The 24,539-nt window shown below is 46.5% G+C and carries 28 protein-coding genes and 1 other annotated feature; of the genes, 6 read left to right on the forward strand and 22 right to left on the reverse strand.

What is annotated here, in order from left to right:
• Positions 1-6: 6 nt before the first annotated feature.
• Complete coding sequence (locus BAMF_RS33270) at positions 7-498, forward strand: helical membrane plugin domain-containing protein (RefSeq protein ID WP_003152780.1); 492 nt, start codon at positions 7-9, stop codon at positions 496-498.
• Positions 499-536: 38 nt separating this feature from the next.
• Here BAMF_RS33270 and BAMF_RS33275 read toward each other — a convergent pair whose 3' ends face one another.
• The 5 genes from BAMF_RS33275 to BAMF_RS33295 form a co-directional block, all read right to left on the reverse strand.
• Positions 537-767: a YrhC family protein gene (locus BAMF_RS33275; protein ID WP_013353003.1), complete on the reverse strand. Its 231-nt coding sequence runs from the start codon at positions 765-767 to the stop codon at positions 537-539.
• Between the two features lie 83 nt (positions 768-850).
• Positions 851-1,993 (reverse strand): bifunctional cystathionine gamma-lyase/homocysteine desulfhydrase, encoded by a 1,143-nt coding sequence (locus tag BAMF_RS33280; RefSeq protein ID WP_003152778.1) that lies wholly within the window; start codon positions 1,991-1,993, stop codon positions 851-853.
• Between the two features lies 1 nt (position 1,994).
• Positions 1,995-2,918 carry an O-acetylserine dependent cystathionine beta-synthase gene (locus BAMF_RS33285; RefSeq protein ID WP_013353004.1) on the reverse strand — a complete coding sequence of 308 codons (924 nt, stop codon included), beginning with the start codon at positions 2,916-2,918 and terminating at the stop codon, positions 1,995-1,997.
• A gap of 44 nt (positions 2,919-2,962) precedes the next feature.
• Complete coding sequence (gene mtnN / locus BAMF_RS33290) at positions 2,963-3,658, reverse strand: 5'-methylthioadenosine/S-adenosylhomocysteine nucleosidase (RefSeq protein WP_003152774.1); 696 nt, start codon at positions 3,656-3,658, stop codon at positions 2,963-2,965.
• Between the two features lie 20 nt (positions 3,659-3,678).
• Positions 3,679-4,320, reverse strand: a complete 642-nt coding sequence (locus BAMF_RS33295; protein WP_013353005.1) for a class I SAM-dependent methyltransferase — start codon at positions 4,318-4,320, stop codon at positions 3,679-3,681.
• Between the two features lie 183 nt (positions 4,321-4,503).
• Here BAMF_RS33295 and BAMF_RS33300 point away from each other — a divergent pair, with 183 nt between their 5' ends.
• On the forward strand, positions 4,504-4,707 hold the full coding sequence (locus tag BAMF_RS33300; RefSeq protein ID WP_003152771.1) for a YrzA family protein: 204 nt from the start codon (positions 4,504-4,506) through the stop codon (positions 4,705-4,707).
• A gap of 39 nt (positions 4,708-4,746) precedes the next feature.
• On the opposite strand, the gene BAMF_RS33305 is transcribed toward BAMF_RS33300, so the two are convergent.
• The 13 genes from BAMF_RS33305 to BAMF_RS33365 all read right to left on the reverse strand — a co-directional run bounded on the left by BAMF_RS33305 (position 4,747) and on the right by BAMF_RS33365 (position 18,030).
• Positions 4,747-5,463, reverse strand: coding sequence for a YrrS family protein (locus BAMF_RS33305; protein ID WP_013353007.1), 717 nt, complete (start codon positions 5,461-5,463; stop codon positions 4,747-4,749).
• Between the two features lie 63 nt (positions 5,464-5,526).
• Positions 5,527-7,281 carry a peptidoglycan D,D-transpeptidase FtsI family protein gene (locus BAMF_RS33310; RefSeq protein WP_013353008.1) on the reverse strand — a complete coding sequence of 585 codons (1,755 nt, stop codon included), beginning with the start codon at positions 7,279-7,281 and terminating at the stop codon, positions 5,527-5,529.
• A gap of 52 nt (positions 7,282-7,333) precedes the next feature.
• Positions 7,334-7,807 (reverse strand): transcription elongation factor GreA, encoded by a 474-nt coding sequence (gene greA, locus BAMF_RS33315; RefSeq protein WP_003152766.1) that lies wholly within the window; start codon positions 7,805-7,807, stop codon positions 7,334-7,336.
• A 253-nt stretch (positions 7,808-8,060) separates the two neighbouring features.
• A complete protein-coding gene (gene udk / locus BAMF_RS33320) occupies positions 8,061-8,696 on the reverse strand; it encodes a uridine kinase (protein ID WP_003152763.1) in 636 nt (211 codons plus the stop codon).
• 6 nt (positions 8,697-8,702) lie between these two features.
• Entirely contained in the window at positions 8,703-9,971 is a 1,269-nt protein-coding gene (locus BAMF_RS33325; RefSeq protein WP_003152759.1) for a peptidase U32 family protein, read from the reverse strand.
• A gap of 17 nt (positions 9,972-9,988) precedes the next feature.
• Positions 9,989-10,918 (reverse strand): peptidase U32 family protein, encoded by a 930-nt coding sequence (locus tag BAMF_RS33330; RefSeq protein ID WP_003152757.1) that lies wholly within the window; start codon positions 10,916-10,918, stop codon positions 9,989-9,991.
• 6 nt (positions 10,919-10,924) lie between these two features.
• Entirely contained in the window at positions 10,925-11,578 is a 654-nt protein-coding gene (locus tag BAMF_RS33335; RefSeq protein ID WP_013353009.1) for an O-methyltransferase, read from the reverse strand.
• A 151-nt stretch (positions 11,579-11,729) separates the two neighbouring features.
• A complete protein-coding gene (gene mltG / locus BAMF_RS33340) occupies positions 11,730-12,821 on the reverse strand; it encodes an endolytic transglycosylase MltG (RefSeq protein WP_013353010.1) in 1,092 nt (363 codons plus the stop codon).
• A gap of 110 nt (positions 12,822-12,931) precedes the next feature.
• A complete protein-coding gene (locus BAMF_RS33345; RefSeq protein ID WP_003152751.1) occupies positions 12,932-13,213 on the reverse strand; it encodes a DUF1292 domain-containing protein in 282 nt (93 codons plus the stop codon).
• 12 nt (positions 13,214-13,225) lie between these two features.
• Positions 13,226-13,642 (reverse strand): Holliday junction resolvase RuvX, encoded by a 417-nt coding sequence (gene ruvX / locus BAMF_RS33350; RefSeq protein WP_003152750.1) that lies wholly within the window; start codon positions 13,640-13,642, stop codon positions 13,226-13,228.
• Between the two features lie 8 nt (positions 13,643-13,650).
• Positions 13,651-13,917 (reverse strand): IreB family regulatory phosphoprotein, encoded by a 267-nt coding sequence (locus BAMF_RS33355; protein ID WP_012118070.1) that lies wholly within the window; start codon positions 13,915-13,917, stop codon positions 13,651-13,653.
• Positions 13,918-14,001: 84 nt separating this feature from the next.
• Entirely contained in the window at positions 14,002-16,638 is a 2,637-nt protein-coding gene (gene alaS / locus BAMF_RS33360; RefSeq protein WP_013353011.1) for an alanine--tRNA ligase, read from the reverse strand.
• A gap of 79 nt (positions 16,639-16,717) precedes the next feature.
• Positions 16,718-16,925 (reverse strand) — a binding site (T-box leader).
• A gap of 43 nt (positions 16,926-16,968) precedes the next feature.
• Positions 16,969-18,030: an AI-2E family transporter gene (locus BAMF_RS33365; RefSeq protein WP_013353012.1), complete on the reverse strand. Its 1,062-nt coding sequence runs from the start codon at positions 18,028-18,030 to the stop codon at positions 16,969-16,971.
• Positions 18,031-18,245: 215 nt separating this feature from the next.
• Between BAMF_RS33365 and BAMF_RS33370 the strand changes: the two genes are divergently transcribed.
• The 4 genes from BAMF_RS33370 to BAMF_RS33385 are packed head-to-tail and all read left to right on the forward strand — an operon-like array spanning position 18,246 to position 21,199.
• A complete protein-coding gene (locus BAMF_RS33370; protein ID WP_013353013.1) occupies positions 18,246-18,974 on the forward strand; it encodes an amino acid ABC transporter ATP-binding protein in 729 nt (242 codons plus the stop codon).
• A 20-nt stretch (positions 18,975-18,994) separates the two neighbouring features.
• Positions 18,995-19,822: a transporter substrate-binding domain-containing protein gene (locus BAMF_RS33375; protein WP_013353014.1), complete on the forward strand. Its 828-nt coding sequence runs from the start codon at positions 18,995-18,997 to the stop codon at positions 19,820-19,822.
• 57 nt (positions 19,823-19,879) lie between these two features.
• Positions 19,880-20,524, forward strand: coding sequence for an amino acid ABC transporter permease (locus tag BAMF_RS33380; protein WP_013353015.1), 645 nt, complete (start codon positions 19,880-19,882; stop codon positions 20,522-20,524).
• An 18-nt stretch (positions 20,525-20,542) separates the two neighbouring features.
• Complete coding sequence (locus BAMF_RS33385) at positions 20,543-21,199, forward strand: amino acid ABC transporter permease (protein WP_013353016.1); 657 nt, start codon at positions 20,543-20,545, stop codon at positions 21,197-21,199.
• Between the two features lie 33 nt (positions 21,200-21,232).
• Here the strand turns inward: BAMF_RS33385 and BAMF_RS40900 are convergent, their stop codons facing one another.
• The 4 genes from BAMF_RS40900 to recD2 all read right to left on the reverse strand — a co-directional run bounded on the left by BAMF_RS40900 (position 21,233) and on the right by recD2 (position 24,537).
• Positions 21,233-21,364: a YrzQ family protein gene (locus BAMF_RS40900; RefSeq protein WP_003152741.1), complete on the reverse strand. Its 132-nt coding sequence runs from the start codon at positions 21,362-21,364 to the stop codon at positions 21,233-21,235.
• Between the two features lie 21 nt (positions 21,365-21,385).
• The gene (locus BAMF_RS33390) at positions 21,386-21,577 is read right to left on the reverse strand and encodes a hypothetical protein (protein ID WP_003152738.1); all 192 of its coding nucleotides are present in this window, start codon (positions 21,575-21,577) and stop codon (positions 21,386-21,388) included.
• A 12-nt stretch (positions 21,578-21,589) separates the two neighbouring features.
• On the reverse strand, positions 21,590-22,048 hold the full coding sequence (locus tag BAMF_RS33395; protein WP_041481661.1) for a PRC-barrel domain-containing protein: 459 nt from the start codon (positions 22,046-22,048) through the stop codon (positions 21,590-21,592).
• Between the two features lie 110 nt (positions 22,049-22,158).
• Complete coding sequence (gene recD2, locus BAMF_RS33400) at positions 22,159-24,537, reverse strand: SF1B family DNA helicase RecD2 (RefSeq protein ID WP_013353018.1); 2,379 nt, start codon at positions 24,535-24,537, stop codon at positions 22,159-22,161.
• Between the last annotated feature and the right edge of the window lie 2 nt (positions 24,538-24,539).

Raw genomic sequence — 24,539 nt, forward strand, 5'->3', positions numbered from 1 at the left:
AACATTATGGCAAGCCCAATTACTGAAATTCAAAAAGAAACGAAAACAGAGGAACAGCTGAAAGCTGAAAAACTGGAAGAACTGAAGACGCTTCTCGCAGAAAATGAAGAAGCCGTCGCGAAAACGATGTCCATTATGGCAGAGCTGAATGGCTTGGGCATTTTTGATGCCGCCGGCTATATGCTCCAGGCAAAAGAGGAGATTGCCAAAATCGCACTCGGACAGATTTCCCGGGAACCTGTCACCAATCTTCTGAATACGATGATGGCCGCGGGAGGCGCGCTGTCAAAAGCTGATCCCGAATTTATGGGCAGACTTTTAGAAAGCGCCATGGCCGGGACAGATCAGGCGCAAAGATTTTTAAAGGAGGACAGGAAAGTCAGTATGTTTGAACTGATGAAAGCCGTCGGTGATCCTGATATTAACCGCGCGCTCGGCTTCGGGCTTCAGTTTTTAAAAGGAATGGGAAAAGAATTACGCGAAACCCCGTCTGAATAAGAAATGAAAAAGCCATTGTCAAAAGACAATGGCTTTTTTTATTCATCGGCCTCTTCCAGCCTCTTTTTATAAATAAGTGAACGGTCAACGCAGAAATAAGCGCCCGCTAAAAATGCACAATCCGTTACAAACATCAGCATTTTCTGGCCCGCAGTCAGCCCTTGTCCGGGAAGAACCGCGCCGATATAAATGAAGGTGCTGACTGCAAGCAGAATAAATGCGTAATGCTTAAAATCTTCTATTAATGATTTCAGTCTTTTCTTCTCCATATAAGGTCACCTGCCAGTTTTATAGTCTACCAACATTATAATACAAGCTGACAGCCGACAGAGAATGTAAATCTATCCATTCTTTATAAAAGGGAATCAAGCGCCTGTTTCACATCCGCCGTTAAATCCTCAGTATCCTCAATACCGACTGAGATCCGTACGAGCCCGTCGGTAATGCCAAGCGCAAGCCGTCGGTCGCGCGGGATCGAAGCGTGCGTCATTCTGGACGGCACGGAGATTAAGCTTTCAACCGCTCCTAAGCTTTCAGCGATTGTAAACAGGTTCAATTTTTCTAAAAATGCGTCGACGCGTTCACTGCTGCCGATATCAAAGGAAATCATTCCGCCGAAACCGGAGCTTTGCGCTTTTGTCAGCTCATGGCCCGGATGTTTCGCTGATCCCGGATAGTAGAGCGTCTGAACGGCATCATGCGCTTCAAGCAGCTCGGCGATTTTCCCGGCGCTGTGATTGATGGCATCCATTCTGAGTCCCAGTGTTTTAATGCCTCTCATTAAAAGCCATGAATCCTGCGGTCCTAAAACGCCGCCCGTTGAGTTTTGCACGTAATGAAGCTTTTCACCGAGCTCTTTATCAGCCGTCACGACTAAGCCGCCGACGACATCGCTGTGGCCGCCGAGATATTTTGTCGCGCTGTGAAGCACGATGTCCGCGCCGAAGCTGAGCGGCTGCTGGAAATACGGCGTGTAAAACGTATTATCGACGATAAGCAATACGCCCGCTTCTTTTGCGATGTCAGACATCAGTTTGAGGTCAGTCACTTTCAATAGCGGGTTTGTCGGTGTTTCGATATAAATGGCTTTCGTATTCGGGCGAATGGCCTTTTTGACTTTTTCTTCACTGCTCGTATCAACAAAGTCCGCTTCAATACCGAAGCGGTTCAGCACACCTGTCATCACCCGGTAAGTGCCGCCGTATACATCATCCGTCAAAATAACATGATCGCCGCTGTCAAACAGCATCATGACGGCAGTAATCGCAGCCATGCCTGAGCCGAACGCATATCCCGCCGCGCCGCCTTCAAGCTCCGCAATTAAGCTTTCAAGCGCCGTCCGCGTCGGATTGGCCGTTCTTGAATATTCATAACCCGTGTGCTCGCCCGCTTTCGGCTGCCGGTACGTGCTTACTTGATAAATCGGTACGGAAACCGCTCCTGTTTTTTCATCTCCCGTAATTCCTCCGTGTACCATCAGCGTTTTTTTCTTCATCTTACTGACCTCCTTGAAAAATGTTTTTGCTTATATATCGATCGCTGCCGTCAGGGAAAATAGTGACGATATTTGATCCGGCGGGCGCTTTTTTCGCTTCTTCAAGCGCTGCATAAAGAGCCGCCCCTGAAGAGCTTCCGATTAAGAGGCCTTCTTTCTCGGCCGCTTCTCTGACAAGCGAAAACGCCGTATCGTCTTCCACTGTGTAAATGGCGTCAAAATGGTTCTCGTCCATATAATCCGGGATAAACTCCATGCCGATGCCTTCCGTTTTATGGGCATGCGGCTCTCCTCCGTTCAGGATCGAGCCTTCCGGTTCAACGATCACCGTTTTGACGGCAGGATTTTTCTCTTTTAAATAAGCTGCCGTACCGGCAAAGGTGCCGCCGGAACCCGCTCCTGCGACAAAGGTGTGGATATCCCCGCCGAGCGCGTTCCATATTTCAGGTCCGATCGTTTTATAGTAAGTCAATGGATTTACTCGGTTTTTAAATTGCAGAACGGCATAAGAATTATTAATCTCTCTCTCCAGTTCAAGCGCTTTTCGAATGGCTCCCTGCATGCCTTCTTCTCTCGGCGTATGCACGATGTCCGCTCCGAGAGCTTTCATAATTTGCTGCTTTTCTCTGCTGAAATGCTCCGGGACGCAAAAAACGGCGCGAAGCTGATGCTTTCTGGCGCACAGAGCGAGTCCGATCCCGGTGTTTCCGGCAGTCGCTTCGATGATAACACCGCCCGGTTTCACCTTTCCCGTGCGTAGCGCATCTTCAATGAGCATTCCGCCCAGCCTGTCTTTAATGCTTCCGCCCGGATTCATCATCTCAAGTTTAGCATAAACCGCTGTTCCCTCCGGTATATCAAAATGCTTGAGACGGAGCAGCGGTGTATTTCCGATCAGTTCTGTAATATCTGTTATCGCGTTCAATATGTGTCCTCCTGGAAAAGCGGAGGAGAACGAGAATCCCCCGCTTAGTGAATTCGTTTGATGACATTCAGGACAAGCTCAGTTGAATGAACGGCAGCCTGTTCTAAAAATTTATCAAATGAAACGTCAGATTCTTTTCCGGCAATATCAGATAAAGCTCTGATGACAACAAAAGGCGTTTTGAACTGGTGGCACACCTGTGCGACAGCCGCAGCTTCCATTTCAACCGCATACAAATCCGCAAATTTGGCGCGTACGTCTTCAACCCGCTTCGGATCATTCATAAAAGAATCTCCCGTAGCGATTGTGCCTTTGGCGACTTGAATGCCGTTCAGTTCAGAAACCGCTTCCTCAGTAATACTGATCAGCTTTTCATCAGCTTTGTATGCTGCCGGAAGACCCGGCACCTGTCCGTATTCATAGTCAAACGCCGTCACATCCACGTCATGATGGCGGACATCTGTTGAGATGACGACGTCGCCTACATTCAATGTATGATGAAAACCGCCCGCTGAGCCTGTGTTAATCACATAATCAGGTTTGAAACGGTCAAGCAGAAGCGTCGTGCTGATCGCGGCGTTGACTTTTCCGATCCCCGATTTCAGCAAGATAACTTCGACGCCTTCATAGCTGCCCGTCGTAAACTCACAGTGAGCGATCATCTCTTGTTTTGCGTCTTTCAGTTTGCTTCTTAAAATCGTAACTTCCTCTTCCATTGCTCCGATGACTGCCAGTTTCATTTATACACAATCCCTTCGATTTACCGTTTAATCGCCTCCATTATCCAGACAAAGTCATTTTGCTGCGTAAACCGCGCGGCAAATCCCTCTTCTGAAAAGATGTTTTTCATTGTCCCGAGTGTCGGATAATGTTCCGTCTTTAAATCGTCCGCTAATTGATGATAGCCGTTTCGGATTGCTTTTTTAATTGTTTCATCATAAGCTTCATGATCTTTAAAGACGGTATCGGCAAACACTATTTTATCATGCTTCTGAAGGATTGTGCCATACTGCTTTACAGCCGTTCGCTTTTCTTCATCGGTTAAATGATGAAAGGCGTACGAGCTGACGATGGTATCTATTTGAAAAGGCGGAGCGGGAAACTCCAGAAAATCTCCGTCACTGAACACGGCTTTGTCAGAAAGCTTGTCAGCCGCCAGTTTTCTCATTGACGGAGACGGTTCTACACCAAACACCTTTTTGTTCGCGGCGGCTAATTTCGCCGTTAAATTCCCTGTGCCCGGTCCGAACTCTAAAACGTTTGAACCTGAAAGTGCCACGATGCTGTCAAGAATATTGTCATACCCTTTAAAAACATCAGCATATTGTTTGTCTGCCCCGTGCACTGTGGCATCATAAGTCGCTGCCCAATCTTCAAATAATGGAATAAATTCACGGCCCATATTTTTCACTCTCCATAATTTATAATTCCTATGAGTATAGTATGGATTAATCGTGGAACAGTTCCTATCCTATCACAAAAAAGAATGGAAGGGTACTAAAATACTTTGGGATTATTGCGCAATTACGGCAGAAAGGCTTATACTTTCATTGACTCAGAAGAAAAATCAGGAGGATCTGTACTGATGAATTTTCAATTGGATTTAATCAAAGATAAAGTAGAATTTTTCGAAGCGGCATCTTTGCAGGAGCTTGAAAAGAAAATAAACGTTCAGATTGAAAACAACCAGGCGATTATGCTTCGCGTCCGTTCTGTATCCCATCAGGTGACGGCCGTTGACGGCAGAATCCTTTACAGCGCGTCGGTGCATTTTTCAGCTGACGTATGACAGAAAAAAGCAGCTGAATAATCAGCTGCTTTTTTGCGGTTATTTTAACGTTTCTACTTTTGTCGGCTTCCAGCCTTTTTTGTCTTTCCAAGTGATGGTGACCTGATACTTTTTGCCGTTCGTTTTGTCTAAAACTTTACCCTTCGCATCTTGCGGGCTTCCATTGTTTCCGAGCCACAGCACTGTCATGTGATCTTTTGACACGCCTGTTGCGTAAGAGATGGCGTCAAGCATTTCGGACCAGTCTTCAGAGCTTGAGTCATACGTCGCCGCATGTTCTCCCGTCTGCTTTGTTCCGACCGCTTTCCATTTTGGGTTAACAATTGTTTTCTCGACATCGCTTGATGAGCCGCCCTCTGTTATTTTTGCTTCTTTAAAAGGATCGCTTGAATCAGAGTCTTTTTTGCTGCTGTCATCACTTTTCGATGAATCATCGTCTTTTTTGCTGTCAGAGTCTGAAGATGAATCAGATGTGTCCTTATCCTGTTTATCTTTTTTGTCATCGTCTGATGCCTTATCTTTTTTGCTGTCTTTTATGTCTTCATCGGATGTCTGCTTCGTCTTGCCTGATGCAGGTGTTTCCTGCTTCTGGCTCGTGTCCGCTTTTTCGCTCACGTCGCTCGACGGACTGTTGATGAAGAGGCTGACTGCAACGACGACAATAAGAATAGATACGATAGCAATTAAAATGTTAAGCACCATATTTGCTTTTCTGCGCTTATCACGGTTTTCAAAACGAGATTGTTTATTGCTCAATCATTCTGCACTCCTTTATCCCTCTTGCTCAGCATATATTTTAACATGGGCTGAGCGGTTGTTCTATGTCTGATTTGTTTCATTTTCATGTACCTTTTTAACAATATCATAAAACACTGTATTTGTCAGAGCCTTATCCCCCGGCGTGTCCATGTGCAGCACCACGAGAGCGTATTTCGGCTTGTCCGCGGGAAAGTATCCCGCAAACCATTTGTGGTAAAGCGTCTGTTTTTCTTTTGTGAACATTCCCGTCTGGGCCGTTCCCGATTTGCCTGCTATCTCATACGGCAGATCCTGAAACCTTCGGCCGGTTCCTTTCGGTGAGGTGACGACTTCTCTGAGAATTTTTTGAAGCTGCTGCGCCGTATATTTGTCGATGTTTTCCCCTTTTAACGGCTGATCTTTGAATGACGCCATCGTCGTTTTGTTTTTGTATTCAATTTTGTCCGCAATTTTGACTTGTTTTTTTTCACCGCCGCGCGCGATCGCCGCCATCATATTGGCGACTTCAAGAGGCGTGACTTTCACGTTTTTTTGCCCGATCGCCGTCTGTGCGACGGCTTTTTTTACGGTTTTGTCTTTGTCATCTCCCCAAATGACCCCGCTTTTTTCATTATACAGCTGCCTGAATCCGTCTTCCCGGTACAGCTTGCCTTCCCAGCCCGCCCGCTGTGTGAGACCTAGTTTTTCCGCCATGTTTTCAATAACGGAATCATCTTTTTTGATCAATTTTTCCGCAAGACTTGTAAACGTATAATTGCAGCTTTGGGCAAAGCTTTCTCCAAAACTGAGCGTGCCTTTGTCATCCCCCGGCTCTCCGTACAGGTTGAGATTGCAGTTAAAGGATGTGCCCGGCTTCACTTCGTTTTGTTCTATTGCGGCTGCGGCGATCACCGTTTTAAACACTGATCCCGGATAAATCGGCGTCAGCATGTAATTTTGCAGTGTCTGCTGCTTTGACATGTCAGCGTCAGGCTTTGATACCATTCCGAGCACACTGCTTTTTTCAATGTCTAAAAGGACGGCTCCCCCCTTTTTTAACCCGCGGTCTTTCAATACATCTTCCATTGCTTCTTGAATATTGCGGTCGATGGAGGTTTTGACTTGCAGCGGATAAAACGCGTTTGCTTCAGCCGTATATTTGACGTCCATTCCGAATAAAGGGTTTCCCCTTCCGTCGACATGATACAAAAGTTTTGTGTCCTGATCCGCCAGTAAAAACTCATCAAACGACCGCTCCATCCCGCTTGTCCCGATTTTTGCCGTGATCGGCAGTTCCTTCCTCCCGGGGTATTTCTTTTTCAAAAGCTCAGGGTCCTGGTTTGTCGCGCCCAACAGATGAGCGGCTATGTTTGTTTCTTTGCTGTCTTTCATATATACGCCGTAAATGCCGGGATATTTCAAAGAATTGATATTTGCCACGGATTGTTTCGTCAAATGTTTTATTTTTCTGCTGTTCAGGATCACCGGTTTTTTTGCTTCCGTGAGCAGCTGCCTGAGCTCCCCCTGTTTCATTCCGAGAATGTCTGATACCCGGTCAACCGGCCAATCCTGCGTCACGAGAAAGGGAAACAGTATGACGGCAGGCTGCTTTTTTCCGGTCAGCTCTTTGCCGTTCCGATCAAGAAAAGAGCCGCGTCCGTCTGAAATAAGGACTTCTTCCGTCCGCTGCTTGACGCTTTCCTGAATCAGATTAATATTGGATTTTGAAAAAGATTCTGTAAAAAACAGCTGAATTTCAGCCAGCCTAGCAAGCAGAAAGAAAAACACGAGCAGAAAACAAATCACGGCCGTTTTCAGCCTTTTTGATACGATCATAAAAAACACCTCATCCACATTTTGGACGAGGTGTTTCATTGTTAAACGGATCTTATGAAATTTTCACAATTTTCACGAGCATTTCTCCGCCCGGCGTCTGAACTGTCACTTCTTCGTCCACTTTTCTGCCGAGCAGGCTTTTTGCGATTGGCGAGTCGTTTGAGATTTTTCCTTCAAACGGATCAGCTTCAGCGCTTCCGACAATCGTGTAAGATTCTTCTTCACCGTCGGGCAATTCGATGAATGATACGGTTTTTCCCAAACCGACTACATTTGAACCGCCGTCATCCTCGATGATTTTCGCATTGCGGATCATGTTTTCAAGCGTCGTGATGCGCCCTTCCACAAATGCCTGTTCTTCTTTTGCGGAATCATACTCAGAGTTCTCTGACAGATCTCCGAAGCTTCTTGCGATTTTAATGCGTTCTACTACTTCTTTACGTTTAACCGTTTTCAATTGCTCTAATTCTTGTTCAAGTTTTTGTTTTCCTTCGTGAGTCATCGGAAAAACTTTTTCTTGTGCCATGTTCCTTCACTCCTTGGTGGTTGTCCCTCAACAATAACGTGTGATTATGTATGAGAGCATAAACGAAAAAATCAAGAATGAGAACACAGGGCAGTCCTCGTTCTTCTCTCCCATATAGGTACTGTTTATCTTAAACTGAATGTGTGTTTTCTGCAAATGTTTCGGTTTATAAACAGGGAAAGAAGGGAACTGTCTCATTCCCTTCCAGCCTATACATAATATGGTCTGAGTTATTTATGTCTATGCTATGGTATTACAAAATTGCATTTTGTTCAAGGATCGTTTGAATCTTCGTGACCATCAGATCAATTGCGACGTGGTTTTGTCCGCCTTCCGGAATAATGATGTCCGCGTAGCGTTTCGTCGGTTCAACAAACTGATTGTGCATCGGTCTGACGACGGACACATACTGCTCAATGACAGAATCGATTGAACGGCCTCTTTCGTTAATATCTCTCATAATCCGTCTGATGATACGGAGATCCGCGTCCGTGTCGACATAAAGTTTCATATCCATGAGGTCGCGAAGTCTTTTATCTTCGAGGACGAGAATGCCTTCCAGAATAATGACATCCTTCGGCTCAACCGGAATGGTTTCCTCAGAACGCGTATGCAGTTTATAATCATAAATCGGCTTTTCTATCGGCCGGTAATTCAAAAGCTCTTGAATATGCTCGATTAAATAGTCATTATCAAATGCGAGCGGGTGATCATAGTTTGTGTTCAGCCTTTCTTCAAACGGAAGATGGCTTTGGTCTTTATAATAAAGGTCTTGCTGGATCATTAAAATCGAGTGTCCTTTAAACTGTTCATAGATGGAACGGGTGACGCTTGTTTTTCCTGATCCGGACCCTCCTGCGATGCCTATAACTACAGGACTCTTACCCATTGGTGATTACTTCCCCTTTCTCATCATGTTGCTCGGATAAATCTTTTTGTCTACTTTAAATGTAACGATTTGCAGGGGATGGCGGGCAGCATCAAGCTCGTTTCCGTCTTCGTCCCAAATAGTGCCGATTGTGAATGTGAAATTGTCGATTTCAGGACCGAAAAATTCCACTTCGTCACCTTGTTTAAAGAAATTGCGCTGCTGGAGCGTCACCATTTGAGTTTCCTCGTTATACGCGAGCACGAGACCGGCAAAATCAAATGTTGTTTTCTTTCCGTGTTCGCCGAACATCTGCTCTTCATACCCGGGCGTGCCTTCAAAGAAAGCAGGCGCGGTATCCCGGTTTGCACATTTGTCCAGCTCATCCAGCCATTCTTTTTGAATGACAAAGTTTTCAGGATCAGCGCAGTATGCGTCGATGACTTTGCGATACACGCTGACAACCGTCGCAACGTAATGAATCGATTTCATCCGGCCTTCAATTTTCAGGCTGTCGATACCCATCTCGATCATTTGCGGAATGGATTCAATCAATTTTAAATCTTTCGGGCTCATCGCAAACGGAGCGTCTTCTTCGTCATAGAGCGCGACCGCGTTTGCACCGTCTGTCTGATACAGATCATAATCCCAGCGGCAGGACTGACAGCAGCCGCCGCGGTTGGAATCCCGGGCCGTCATGTGATTGCTCAGCACGCATCGTCCTGAATAAGCGATACACATAGCGCCGTGGATAAAGGTTTCAATTTCAATATCCACCTTTTCCTTCATTTCTTTAATTTCCAGTCCGCTCGTTTCACGGGCAAGCACCACGCGGTCAAGCCCTTCTTCTTTCCAGAACTGCACCGCTTTCCAGTTTGAAAGGGACTGCTGTGTGCTGAGGTGAATTTCTACGTCCGGGGCCACTCTCCGGCATGTTTCAATAATCAGCGGATCAGCGACGATAATTCCGGCAACTTTTGCGTCTCCCAACGCTTTTAAGTATTCTTCCAGACCGTCCATATTTTCATTATGGGCGAAAATGTTTGTTGTCACATATATTTTTGCCCCGTATTTTTTGGCAAATTCTACGCCCTCTGCGATTTCTTCTATTGAGAAGTTATCCGCATTTGAGCGGAGTCCGTATTCCTGTCCTCCGATAAAAACCGCGTCCGCTCCGTAATGAACAGCAATTTTTAATTTTTCAAGGTTTCCTGCCGGAGCAAGGAGTTCAGGTTTTTTCGTAATGACGCGTTTTCCGTTTACGACTTTGGAAATGGTTTGATTTACGGCTGTCATCCGTTGCACCCTCCTTTTTAATAGACCGTTTCTTTAAAGAAGAATCCTGTGTCGATGCTTCTGTTCACAGGCTGAATGCTTTCAATCCGCTCTATCCAGCTCTCTTTTTTCTCTTCGTATGTCTCTCGGCTTTCGAAGCACAGATCGATTGCTTCTCTGTACATGCGGGTCACTTCAGTTAAGTATTCAGGAGACTTCAAAACTCCGTCGATTTTGAAAGAATCGATGCCGGCGTCCATCAGGTCCTCTAATTCATCAATCATGCACACATCGTTCGGGCTCATGATGTGCGTGCCGTTTTCATCTTCAAAAATCGGGTATTTATTGCCCCGTTCCTTGTCATGCAGAAACATTCCCGCTTCTTTTTTCTTCTGTTCGATGTCCATGACTTTTCCCTGGTATTCGAAGTAATGGCCCACTAGTGAACGCTTCGATTGGAACATGCACGTCATGCCGTGGATTTGAATTTCAATTTCCACTTCGGCGTTCTCTTTTATGTCAATGATGCTGTCCATATTTAATTCCTTAGCCAGCACTGCCCGCCGTGCGCCTTTGCGTCCCCAGTAATTGCAGGAATAGTAGTTGGTACCCGTTGTTTCCGTGCTCCAGTGCAGTTTGAGATCGGGAGCCGCTTCACGCGCCGCCATTAAAACGGCCGGATCACCGAAAACAGCCGCATCAACGCCGGCCTCCTGCAAAAAGGCAAGATAGCCGTTCAGCTCGTCCACTTTTTCGTTGTGAAAAATAGCATTGACGGCGGCGTACACTTTCGCGCCTTCCTGATGAGCTGTCTTTACGGCTTCTTTTATATCTTCTCTTGAAAATTCACCGGCCAGTCTCAGGCCGTATCTCTGTTCTCCGACTAACAGGGCCGTTGCGCCCGCTTGAATGAGCGGAAGAATATCCTGTACAGAAGTCGGAGTCACCAAAAGTTCAGGTTTTTTCATGATCATTCACCTCTTCTTTTTACTGATGGCGATGCCGTCTCCGACCGGCAGTATGACCGTTTGATAGTCAGGCCGGTTCATCAGCCATTGGTTATATTGATCAATTTTTTCAACAAGCTTCCGTCTTCTTTTCGGCTCAATGTCCGAGTGATTTTGTGCCACCAGTCCTTTAAACAGAACATTGTCCGTAAAAATGACTCCATCCGGCGCAAGCATCGGTTCATAGAGCTCAAAAAAGTTCGTGTACTGGCCTTTGGCCGCGTCGATAAAAATGGCATCATAAGGAGCCGTGACACGGACAGACTCAGAAAGTTCCAGCGCATCCCCGTGCATTACGTGAATCCGTTTGTCCATTTCAAAGTCTTTTATATTGTTCACAGCTTCTTCATAGCGTTTGTCGTCCCGTTCAATCGTGTAAATATTCGCATCCGGAAGCTCAAGCGCCATCCGTATGGCGGAATATCCGATTGCCGCGCCGATTTCCAAAATGTTTTTCGCCTGTTGAATCGACAGCATTTGAAGCAGCACTTCAATGCCCGCTTCTTCCATAATCGGAACATGGTGCTCTTTTGCATAGGCTTCAAGCTTTTTCACTTTATCAGGCCGAGGCTTCAGCATCGCGTTTATATACTCGTTTATTTGTTCATACCGATCATTCACGGCAAACAGCCTCCGTTCTAAAAAGGAGTGCCCCTGACGAATCCGCGGGGACACTCTCTTAAGACACTTCTTTATCCATAAGTAAACAACCCGATATATTTTATCATAAAACCTTTCAGAATGGAATAAAAGGAGAGCTTTTGCCCTCCTTTTATTCGCTGTCTTTTTTGGAAATATACTTTTCCTTCGCTTTATTATGGTCTTTTAATGTTTTGGTGAAAACGACCTCGCCGTTTGATTTTGCAAGGAAATAGAGATAATCCGTTTTGTCAGGGCGGAGAGCCGCTTCCCATGATGAATCGCCGGCATTTGCAATCGGTCCCGGCGGCAGCCCCTTATGTTTATACGTATTAAACGGAGAATCAATTTTCAGGTCTTTGTAGTAGACCCGGCTTTTATGCCTGCCGGCCGCATATAATACCGTCGGGTCAGTCTGCAGCGGCATTTTTTCTGCAAGCCTGTTGTAAAAAACGCTGGCGATTTTGTGACGGTCGGCTTTGGCGGTGGCTTCTTCTTCAATAAGCGATGCCATCGTCAGAGCGTTATGGACGGAAAGTTTCTTTTTTTCCAGTTCAGATTTATACGTTTCGATACGGGTGTTTGTTTCCTGAACCATTGCCGTCAAAATCGTGTCAAGCGATGCATCCGGATCATTAAACGGATATGTGGCCGGATACAGATAGCCTTCGAGCGGATGCTTGAGCTTCTTGTTTGAAAGTGCGTCCGTTATCGTATCAGGAAACTGTTTTTTCAGTTTGCCGATGAATGTTTTGTCATCCAGTTTCGCCATAATCTCTTCTTTTGAATATGATGTTTCTTTTGCGATCGCATCCGCAATCTGTGTAAGCTGTTTTCCTTCAGGAACGGAGATCTGAAAGGCATATCCCGTTGATCCCGCGGTCAGTTTTTTGATAATCGCATCCGCATCCATTCCTTTATTCAGGTGGTAAAATCCCGCCTGAAACCCGGAAGCGCCTTTATACTTCACATACAGCTGAAATGCTTTTTTGCTTTTGATGACATGCTGATCCTCAAGAATTTCAGCGATTGCCGAAACGGAAGAACCGCTCGGAATATTAATATTGACTGCCGTTTTGCTGCCTTTGTCAACCGGAGACAGCAGAGATTTTCCATAGAAAAAAGCACCGCAAATGATGATAAGCAGAGCAATCACGGAGGACAGTATTATCGTTGTTTTTTTGTTTTTACGCGGAAATGAATTTTTAGTCTGATTGATATTCATACAAGTATTTTCCTCCCAACAGCTCTTATACTACATGATTCATGTGCATTCGGCAATTTATTACAAAAAAAAGCCGAAGCACATATGCGCTCCGGCTTTTTCTGTTCATTTTATTCTTCGTCTTCTTCCGCTAAAAACGTGTTCAGCGTTTCTTCGATCATTTCCCACTCTTCATCAGTTTCAATCGGCATCAGTTCGCCGTCTTCACCGTTTTCGTTCGGTTCGAAGCTTGAAGCGTGAATTTCGATTTCATCATCGTCTTGAGCATCAATCGGATAATAAAGTACGTAAGATTTGTTGAATGTGTCGTTTTCAAATGTGAACAGCACTTCGCAAAGCTGTTCGTTGCCTTGATCATCGACAATTGTAATGTGTTTTTCGCCGTGTTCCATTTCTTTCACCTCTTAGTTTAAACTGTCCAGATATCCTTGAAGGATCATGACAGCCGCCATTTTATCAATGACTTTTTTTCGTTTTTGCCTGCTGACGTCAGCCGCGATCAGCATTTTTTCAGCCGCCATCGTCGTCAGACGCTCGTCCCACAGCACAACAGGGACATTGTACGCTGTTTCAAGCAGTTTCGCAAATGTTTGGCTGGCTTCGCCTCTCGGACCGATCGTCCCGTTCATGTTTTTCGGAAAACCGAGCACGATCTTCTCTACATTATAGTCTTTCATCAGCTCGGATAAACGGTCCAGACCGTAATCTCCTTCAGCCTCGTTTATTTTTATCGTCTCAATGCCTTGAGCGGTCCAGCCCATTTCATCGCTTAAAGCTACGCCGAGTGTTTTCGTACCAAGATCAAGTCCCAATATTCTCATGAATGTATTTACGCCTCTTTATGCTGTTCTAGATAGGATTTTACCAATTCCTCGATTAATTCGTCACGTTCCAGTTTGCGAATTAAGTTCCGGGCGTCGCGATGCCTAGGAATGTATGCAGGATCTCCAGACAGCAAGTATCCGACAATCTGGTTGATAGGATTGTACCCCTTTTCCTGAAGCGCATCATATACCGTATTCAGCACTTCTTCGACGTTTGTTTCAGCAGAATCATCGGAGAAATTAAATTTCATCGTTTTATCAAACGAGCTCACCGTTTTGCACCTCTTTCCCAAATTCGCAGGCAAAGTTCAGCCTGAGGTCCTCATCTTATCATCATTCTACACTAGTTGAAAGGATTATAAAACGGATTTTATCCAATCTTCCGCAGATGCGAGCGCCTCTTCCAATTTTTCAGGCTGCTTTCCGCCGGCCTGCGCCATGTCCGGACGGCCTCCGCCTCCGCCTCCGCAGACTTCAGCCGCTTGTTTGACCATTTTGCCGGCGTGAAGGCCTTTTTCGATCAGGTCTTTCGTCACGCCTGCTGAAAGGTTGACTTTCTCGTTTTGCACGGCGCCGAGAATGATGACCGCAGAACCGAGCTTCGCTTTCAGATCATCCACCATAGTGCGAAGGTGGTTCATGTCTTTCGCATTTACTTTTTCAGCCAGCACTTTTACGCCGCCGATGTCTTTTACTTTAGACAGAATGGCTCCGGCTTCCACATTGCCAAGTTTGCTGAGCAATGATTCATTTTCTCTTTGCGCTTCCTTCAGCTCTGCTTGAAGAGACTGAATTCGCTTCGGTACGTCTTTTACGTTTGATTTCAGCTCGTCCGCAGCGTGCTGCAGAAGGCTGAGCTGGCTGTTCATTTCCTGATAAGCGCCTTTTCCTGTTACGGCTTCGATTCTTCGCGTACCTGCGCCGATCCCTGATTCGGATACGATTTTAAACAGACCGATTTCAGCCGTATTCGTGACATGGCATCCGCCGCAAAGCTCAAGGCTGTAATCTCCGACTTGTACGACGCGGACGATATCGCCGTATTTCTCGCCGAACAGGGCCATCGCGCCCATTTCTTTCGCTTCATTGATCGGTTTCAAATCAATCGCTACCGGAATGCTCTCCCAGATTTTTTCGTTGACGATTCCTTCAATGCGTTCAAGTTCTTCTTTTGTCACTTGACCGAAATGAGAGAAGTCAAAACGCAGACGATTTTCGGTAACGAGTGAACCCGCTTGGTTGACATGTGTGCCGAGAACGTCTTTCAGCGCCTGGTGCAGAAGGTGGGTTGCTGTATGGTTTTTCACCACGCCGCTTCTCATTTGATCTTCAACTTCAGCCGTCACGCTTGCGCCTTTTTGAATCGTGCCGCTATCCACCGTGCCTTCGTGTACATGCTGACCGTTCGGAGCTTTTTTCACGTCCTTAATGGTTACGACAGCCTGCTCGCTTCTCAGCACTCCTCTGTCACCGATCTGTCCGCCGCTTTCAGCATAGAAAGGCGTTTTGTCGAGAAGGATTTGGACGGTATCCCCTTCCTGCGCCTCGCTGATTAATTGCCCGTCATGAAGAAGCTCGATCACCTTCGCTTCAGCTTTTACGGCACTGTAGCCGACAAATGTGCTTTCTGCGGTAATGTCGCGCAATGCGCCGCCCTGCACCTGCATGCTTCCTACATCTTGGCGCGCATTTCTCGCCCGTTCACGCTGTTTTTCCATTTCGGCTTCAAAGCCCTTATGGTCAACCTTCATTTGCTCATCTTCCGCGTATTCCTCCGTCAATTCAACCGGGAATCCGTACGTATCGTACAGTTTGAATACGTCTTTTCCGGAGATGATGCCGCTGCCTTTTTCCTTCTCTTTCTTTATCACGTCGGATAAAATGGCCAGACCTTCGTTTAATGTTTCATGGAAGCGCTCTTCCTCCGTTTTGATGACTTTGGCGATAAACTCTTGCTTTTCTTTCACCTCCGGATAGAAAGCGTCCATAATTCCTGCAACAGTCGGAACCAGCTCGTACATAAACGGACGGCTGATACCGATGGTTTTCGCGTATCTCACCGCCCGGCGCAAGAGGCGTCTCAGTACATACCCGCGCCCTTCATTTGACGGCAGAGCTCCGTCGCTTACCGCAAATGCGACCGTTCTGATATGATCGGCGATCACTTTAAAGGCCGTATCCTTCACTGCATCCTTTCCGTAAGCATCTCCGGAAATGCGCTCTGTTGCTTCAATAATCGGCATAAACAAATCAGTGTCAAAGTTTGTCGGGACGTCCTGAATCACGGAGACCATCCGTTCAAGCCCCATGCCCGTATCAATGTTTTTCTTCGGAAGCGGTGTGTACGTGCCGTCCGGGTTGTGGTTGAACTCTGAGAATACCAGGTTCCACACTTCAAGATAGCGGTCATTTTCGCCGCCCGGATACAATTCAGAATCTGACGGATCATTGCCGTATTTCTCGCCGCGGTCATAGAAAATTTCTGTATTCGGTCCGCTCGGGCCTTCGCCGATATCCCAGAAGTTCCCTTCCAGACGGATGATTCTTTCTTCCGGAACGCCGATTTTTTCCGCCCATAGCGTATAAGCTTCTTCATCCTCAGGGTGAACCGTTACAGACAGCAGCTCCGGATCAAAGCCGATCCACTTTTCGCTCGTTAAAAACTCCCAAGCCCACGTGATGGCTTCTTCTTTAAAATAATCACCGATGGAAAAATTTCCGAGCATCTCAAAGAACGTGTGGTGGCGCGCCGTTTTCCCCACATTTTCAATATCATTTGTGCGGATTGATTTTTGCGCGTTTACAATTCTCGGATTCTCCGGCACAACGCGGCCGTCAAAGTATTTTTTCAGCGTCGCAACGCCGCTGTTGATCCATAATAAAGACGGATCTTCATGCGGAACCAATGAGGCGCTCGGTTCAACGGCATGGCCTTTTTCTTTAAAGAAATCTAAAAACATTTGACGCACTTCAGCAGAAGTTAAGTGTTTCATCTATATTCCTCCTTATCACTACCCGAAATTCTCTTTGCGACAGCAAAAAAGCTCTCTCCCTATGCAAACCATGCGTTCACACAGGGACGAGAGCTGTCTCGCGGTACCACCCTGATTACAGGCCGAAAAAGGCCTGTCACCTTTCATCCCGTAACGCAGGATTGCGGCAGCCTTTAACTGCACTCAGGATTAGCTTCGGCCGATCTTCTGCTGAAGCTCCTTTCAGCGTATCGGAGCTTCTCTCTTAAACAGGGCTTCGGCGTACTCATATCCGTCACTCGAGATTCGTATGTATTCTACTCGAAATTATAGACAAGCAGAACCCGAATGTCAATGTTCCGTCCTGATCCGCAAAAAGTGAATGGCCGTCACTTTTAAAACGGCTGCCGCCGGAACAGCGAGAATCATGCCGGGAATGCCCGCGAGCTCCCCTCCGGCAAGAAGCGCAAGCATGATCACGACGGGGTGCATCCTGAGACTTCGTCCGACAATGAGCGGGCTCAAAATGTTTCCTTCTATAAATTGAAGAATAAAAATCGTGACGATTACGATGATCACAGCCTTGGAGGAAATCGCCAGCGAAAGGAGCAGCGCCGGCACAGCGCCGATAAACGGACCGAAATACGGGATGACATTCGTAATCCCGATGGCAAGGCCCAAAATCAGCGGGTAAGGAAGCCCGAACAGCCAAAATGAAACGCCGGCTATGAACCCGAGCAAAAAACAAACGAGAAGCTGACCGCGGATGTAATCACCGAGAGAGTCGTCCACATCCCGCAGAAATTCACTCCCCCTTTTTCTCCAGGATTTCGGCGTCAAATACCAGACCGTCTTTTTCATAACGTCTATATCCTTCACCATATAGAACACGAGAAAAGGAATCGTCGCCGCGATCAGGATATAATCAAGCACGAAACGGATGCTTCTGATCGTGCTTTCAATCGTGCCGGCAAGAAACGTTTCTGTCTGCTGAATCATTTTGTCCATCCGATGGTGCATGCCGTCAGGCCAATGATCCGTGTGATTATGCAGATGCCTCAGCATGCTGTTGTAGTTTTCAGCAAGCCCGGGAATGCTCTCAGACAGATCCTGCAGCTGTTCAATTAAAACAGGAACTCCTTTATAAACCCCCCAGCCGATTCCGCCGAAAAACAGGAAATAAATCAGAAGCAGGCTTAAAGTTCTAGGCATCCCTTTCCCATGAAGCCAGTCAGTAATCGGAAGTAAAAGATAAGCAATAAATACTGCGATGAATATAGGAATAAAGAGAGATTTCATAACAAGCCATATGGGTGCCCATAACATATCGAGCATACAAAAGACATACACTGTTAACAAAACGAGCAGACATACAGCCGTCCACATTAAGAGCTGCAGCGGTTTTTGAAGCATGACGTTTCACCTCTTGCTTTATCTTTTGACAGAAAGCCGGAATTATTCCCGTTTCATAAAGTCCGCCTTATGACGCAGATCTCTTGACGGAATAATTATCTGAAATTTCAAAAAAGTTTGAATATAAATCATAAAAATCTGAATAATTATCATAGCATGAAGTTAATTCGAAAACTTATTAGTCTATATGACATGTTTTTCTTAGGAGGATTGCCATGATCTCATTTCAGGATGTAAATAAGCACTACGGACATTTTCACGTGCTGAAGAACATTAATCTGCACATTAAAAAAGGGGAAGTCGTCGTTATCATCGGACCTTCAGGATCGGGAAAAAGCACGCTTCTCCGCTGCATCAATCAGCTGGAAACAGTTGATGAAGGCGCGTTGACGGTAAATGGCGCCGCCATCCATGACAAGAAAACGGATATGAATAAAGTCCGCCGCAACATCGGTATGGTGTTTCAGCATTTTCATCTGTACCCGCACAAAACCGTTCTGCAAAACATCATGCTCGCACCGATCAAAGTGCTCAAGCAATCAAAAGAAGAAGCAAAAGAAACGGCCTTATATTATTTGAAAAAAGTCGGCATACCGGACAAAGCGGACGCCTATCCTTCACAGCTTTCAGGCGGCCAGCAGCAGCGTGTGGCCATTGCCAGAGGGCTTGCGATGAAGCCCGAGGTGATGCTGTTTGATGAACCGACATCCGCGCTTGATCCGGAAATGATCGGGGAAGTGCTGGATGTCATGAAAACACTCGCAAAAGAAGGCATGACCATGGTAGTCGTCACCCATGAAATGGGATTCGCCAAAGAAGTGGCGGACCGCATCGTATTTATCGACGGGGGATCCATCTTGGAAGAAGCTGCACCGGCTGAGTTTTACGAAAGCCCTCGTGAAGAGAGGGCGCGTTTATTCTTAAGCCGTATTTTAAATCACTGAAAAGAAACGGGGGAACGATTATGTCACGCGTAACAAAATGGTTATCTGTCGGTTTGATATCTCTGCTGGCCGTCTTTATGCTGGCCGCCTGCGGAGGGAAAGAAACGTCCGGCGATTCAAAGGGTACGGGAAAAGACACGTTAGCCTCAATTAAAGACAGAGACAAGATTATCTTCGGCGTCAAAACCGATACAAGATTATTCGGACTGAAAAACCCGAGCTCCGGCGATATTGAAGGCTTTGATATTGATATTGCCAAACAGATCGCAAAAGATATTCTGGGGGATGAGAAAAAAGCGGAGTTTAAGGAAGTGACGTCGAAAACGAGAATTCCGATGCTGCAAAACGGAGATATCGATGCCATCACGGCCACAATGACGATAACGGATGAGCGGAAAAAAGAAGTTGATTTCTCAGACGTTTATTTTGAAGCCGGGCAATCCCTGCTCGTCAAAAAAGGAAGCAGTATCAAAAGCACCGAAGACCTCAAAAAAGGTTCAAAAGTGTTGGCGGTAAAAGGCTCCACTTCCTCACAAAACATCAGAGAAAAAGCGCCTGACGCCTCCGTTCTGGAATTTGAAAATTACGCCGAAGCGTTTACTGCACTCAAGGCGGGACAGGGAGATGCGCTCACAACTGATAATGCGATTTTATACGGCATGGCGGATGAAAATAAACAATATCAGCTGACAGGCGGCACATTCACCGATGAGCCTTACGGAATCGCCGTCAAAAAAGGCCAATCCGGACTCGTCAAGGAAATCAACGCTTCTTTGAAAAAAATGAAAGCCGACGGCAGGTACGGCAAAATCTATAAAAAATGGATCAAAGAAGAACCGGCAAAATAGAACGGACCGCGGGGTGGGCAGGTATGCTCATCCCCGTTTTATAAGGAGTGACATGCTATGAACTTTTCAATTTTAACGGAAAACTTCGATATGTACATGGACGGTTTCCTGCACACATTGCTTGCGAGTTTCATCGCGCTGGCAGGAAGCTTCGCGCTGGGCGTTCTGATCGCAGTCATGAGAATCACGGCTTTCAAACCCATCCAATGGATCGGGACTGCGTATGTGGAATTTATCCGGAACATTCCGCTTCTCCTCATCACCTTCGTATTTTATTTCGGACTTCCGAACGCCGGACTGAGACTGGACGGCTTTCAGGCGGGGACGATTGCGCTGACGATATATACTTCCGCTTTTATCGCAGAAGCCATCAGAGCCGGAATTCAGACTGTCTCCAAGGGCCAAATGGAAGCGGCCAGATCGTCAGGCTTCACCTACAGTCAGGCGATGAGATACGTGATTCTCCCTCAGGCCGTTAAAATCGTGATTCCCCCGCTCGGAAACCAATTTCTCAACCTTGTCAAAAACTCATCAATACTCGGAGTCGTGGCGGGACTGGATTTGATGTATCAGGCGGATCTCGTTTCCTCAAGCACTCTCGTCGTGTTTGATGTCTTTGTCGCGCTTTTTTATTTGATGTTAACTATACCGCTCAGCATCGGAGTTCACTATTTGGAAAGACGCCTCGGGAAAAGTTATTAAAAAAGGAGAGTGAAAAACATGGATTTTAGCGGCGCCTATACACCGGGTCATCTGCTGTTTTTATGGAACGGCTTTTTGATCACACTTTATGTTGCGCTCGTTTCCATTATTCTCAGTTTTATTTTCGGGCTTGCAGCAGGCACTTTGCGCTATGCGAAAATCCCCGCCGTCTCAGGCGTTATAGCCGCCATTGTCGAAACCATCCGTAATCTGCCGCTGTTATTAATCATTTTCTTTACGTTTTTTGCCCTCCCGGAAATCGGCATTAAACTGGAAATTACCGCGGCCGCCATCACGGCGCTAACGATTTTTGAATCGGCCATGCTGTCAGAAATCATCAGAAGCGGTTTGCAATCCGTTGAAAAAGGACAGATTGATGCGGCGCGGTCTTCAGGGCTGACATATACGCAGACTCTTTTTCTCGTCGTGATGCCGCAGGCGCTCAGGCGTATGGTCCCTCCGATTGTGAGCCAGTTTATTTCTTTATTAAAGGATACGTCACTTGCGGTCGTAATCGCTCTGCCCGAACTGATTCATAACGCGCAGATTTTAAACGGACAAAGTGCTGACGGAGGGTATTTTTTTCCGATCTTTCTGCTGGCGGCCCTGATGTATTTCGCGGTCAATTACAGTCTGTCTCTTGCAGCCAGACGGCTGGAAGCGAGACAAACGTAAAAAGGATACTTCCGAAGAAGTATCCTTTTTCACTTAAAACATTTTCATGACTCGTCTTCTCATCCGTTTCATACCTTTTTTATTCAGCATATCGGACTGAGAAGCCATACGATACATAACGGCTCCTGCTCCTAAAGCCAATAGAGAGGTCATTGTTCTGCCCATCGCGCGTATCTCCTTTCAACATTAAAAATTGATACTGCGTTCGTCTTCAGAAAACAAATCATCAAGACTGCTTAACGTGCCGTCTTCCTCTACTTGATGTGTCGCAATTTTGCCTTTGGCCACCGTCAGCTCTATGAAGCAGCCCCAGCAATAGTATTGGTTTACGCCGATTTTGCCGATATCTTTACTTTTGCAGTTCGGACATACAAGCACAGACTACACCTCTTATCCGTTCAGGACGATACCGTCTTTCCCCGCTTCAATAAGCGTATCGGCGGCCCGGCGCACTTGGCGTCTGCCTGCCAGATCTGAAAAGAAACCGTCCGTAAGTTCATATGCTACGATTATGCCCTTGTCCAAACAAAAGTATACATCTTCCAGCAAACCGAACATTTCACCATCAGGCGATTTCACCGGCTGCATCTTAATCTGTTCAAAGGTGAAACAGCTCTTCGGCAAAGGCTGCAAATGAGCTTCGGCGGCAGCTACGGCTTCTTGATCCATCTCTTTTATATCACTGGCTTCTAAAAAAAGATGGCGGTTGTGAAACAGGCGTTTCTGCTCCAGCACAAAACCGAGAAACCGGCCGTCAAGAGAGAAACACACATCCGAAATCATCCCGAGGCTGCGCCGGTTGTGTTCGTCATAAACTGTTCGTCCTTCAGCTGCATGGCATGTTCTCAAAGTGTGATCAACCACCTTTTGTTGAACACGTATAGGTTTTGCCGAGAAGCCGGGCGCCATACTTTGAAATGACTTCCACAATAAAACCCGGCGTATGTGCCGGGTTTTATTTACGCTTTTTCTTCCATAAAGTCAAACGGCGTAATGCCTTCCATTCCGATATTCGCATCATATACACTGAACGGCAGTTCTTTTTGCAGAGCGGCCAGTTCTGCATCCATCTCTTCAGTCTGCTCTGTGAGCCTGTTTTTAAGCGACGTCTGTCTGACGGTGGCATCATTGTTTTTGACGCCCCATTCAAGCGCTTCTTCTTCTCCGCAAAGGATCAGAAATTTCTTGGCCCTTGTAATGGCGGTATAAAGGAGATTTCTCCTAAGCATTCGATAGTAGCCTTTGACAACAGGCAGGACGACAATCGGAAATTCACTTCCCTGAGACTTGTGGATGGAACAGCAGTAAGCATGGGTAAACTGGCTGAAATCCTTTTTCGTAAAGGTGATTTCATTGCCGTCAAACGAGACGACGACCATGTCTTCTTTTTCCGTATTTTCTTTGGCATAAAAAATGGACACGATTTCGCCGATATCACCGTTAAACACATTGTTTTCCGGCTGGTTGACAAGCTGCAATATTTTATCGCCCGTCCTGTAGACGACATCTCCGAATTTCAGCTCCCGCCTTTTTTCTTTCGGCGGATTCATGATGTCTTGAAGAAGCATATTCAGCTCGTTAATTCCCGCTTTTCCCCTGTACATCGGCGCAAGCACTTGAATATCTCTGGAGGTATATCCCTTCTTTAACGCGTTTGAAACGACTTGATCGACGACTTCTTTAATCTGTGCAGAATTACAGCGGATAAATGAGCGGTCTTTTGTCGGCGCGGTCAGTCCTTTTGGAAGCAGCCCTTTTTTCATATCATGGGCAAGTTCGACGATGGATGACCCTTCCGCCTGACGGTAAATATCTGTCAGACGCACGGTCGGCAGCACCTCAGAAGCCAAAAGGTCTCTCAGCACCTGCCCCGGCCCCACGGAAGGAAGCTGGTCTTCATCACCCACGACGATGAGCTGGATGTGCTTAGGGAGCGCCTTAAACAAATGGCTGGCGAGCCAAATATCGAGCATACTCGCTTCGTCTATAATGATCAGTTTCCCTTCAATCGGCTGATCTTCATTGTAGGTAAAGCCTTCAGCGCCATTCCAGCCGAGCAGCCTGTGAATCGTAACAGCAGGCAGACCCGTAGATTCGCTCATCCGTTTTGCGGCTCTTCCGGTCGGCGCGGCAAGCAGCACCGGAAACGCCTCGTCTTTTTTATAATCACCGGGATCAAGCGATACGCCGTGGAGTTCACTGTATAATTCCACGATTCCTTTGATAACGGTCGTTTTTCCCGTACCCGGTCCTCCGGTCAGTAAAAGCATCGGCGAAGACAGCGCTTTTTGAATGGCATCCTTTTGACTCGGAGCGTATTGAACTTTCATCCGTTCTTCCAGTTCGCCGAGCGCAAGCAGAAATTCCGATTCAGGAAATTGATCGGCATACTCCGTCTGAGCCGCAATGTCGAGCACGCGTTTTGCGACATTTTGTTCCGCGTAAAACAAAGACGGAAAATAGCAGCGGTCTCCTTCTATGACGATGTCCTTACTCTCTCCGAGGGCGATGATGCCGTCAGCCGCATCCATTTCCGTGACCCGGCCTCCGTCAGCTGACTGATTCAGAAGCGTTTGCGTATTGATAATCAGCTGCTTTGTGTCTATGTACGTATGACCTTCTGAAAGGCAGGTCGATTCAATCGTATATAAGATCGCCGCTTTGATCCGCTCGGGATGGTTCCCTGACAGACCCATTTTTTCGCCCAGCTCGTCGGCTTTTACAAAGCCGATGCCTTCCACGTCCTTTACAAGCTGATAAGGATTCTCCTGAATTTTCTCAAGGGTTTCCGTTTCGTAAGCCTGATAAATTTTCATGGAAAGCTGAGGTCCGAAACCATATTGGTTAAGAGAAATCATAATCTGCTCCAGCCCCTGATGCCGCTGCAGCTCTCCGGCAAGCTTATCCGCTTTCTTTTTGGACATTTTCGGCACATCGTAAAGCACCGACGCATCAGCCAGAATTTTATTCAGCGCGCCGTCTCCAAGCTTTTTGACGATTTCTTCCGCCGTTTTTTTTCCGATTCCTTCAAACAGATCGCTTGATAAATAGTGAATAATCCCTTCTTTTGTGGTCGGAATTTCTTTTTTAAAGTGTTCAGCCTGGAATTGCAGGCCGAACTTGGGGTGTGTGGCGGTTTTTCCGTAAAATGTGTAAGTCTCATCTTCTTGCAGCAGAGGGAAGTAGCCCGTTACGGATACGACCTTGTCTTCGATCGCCTCAGACGTTTCTGCAACCTTGACCTTCAGCACTGTATACAGGTTGGTGTCATTGTGGTAAATGACCGTATGAATAACGCCTTTTACATACGGTTGTTCCTCGATTTTCAGCTGATCCACGA

The sequence above is a fragment of the Bacillus amyloliquefaciens DSM 7 = ATCC 23350 genome (assembly GCF_000196735.1).
GTDB classification, from domain to species: Bacteria; Bacillota; Bacilli; order Bacillales; family Bacillaceae; genus Bacillus; species Bacillus amyloliquefaciens.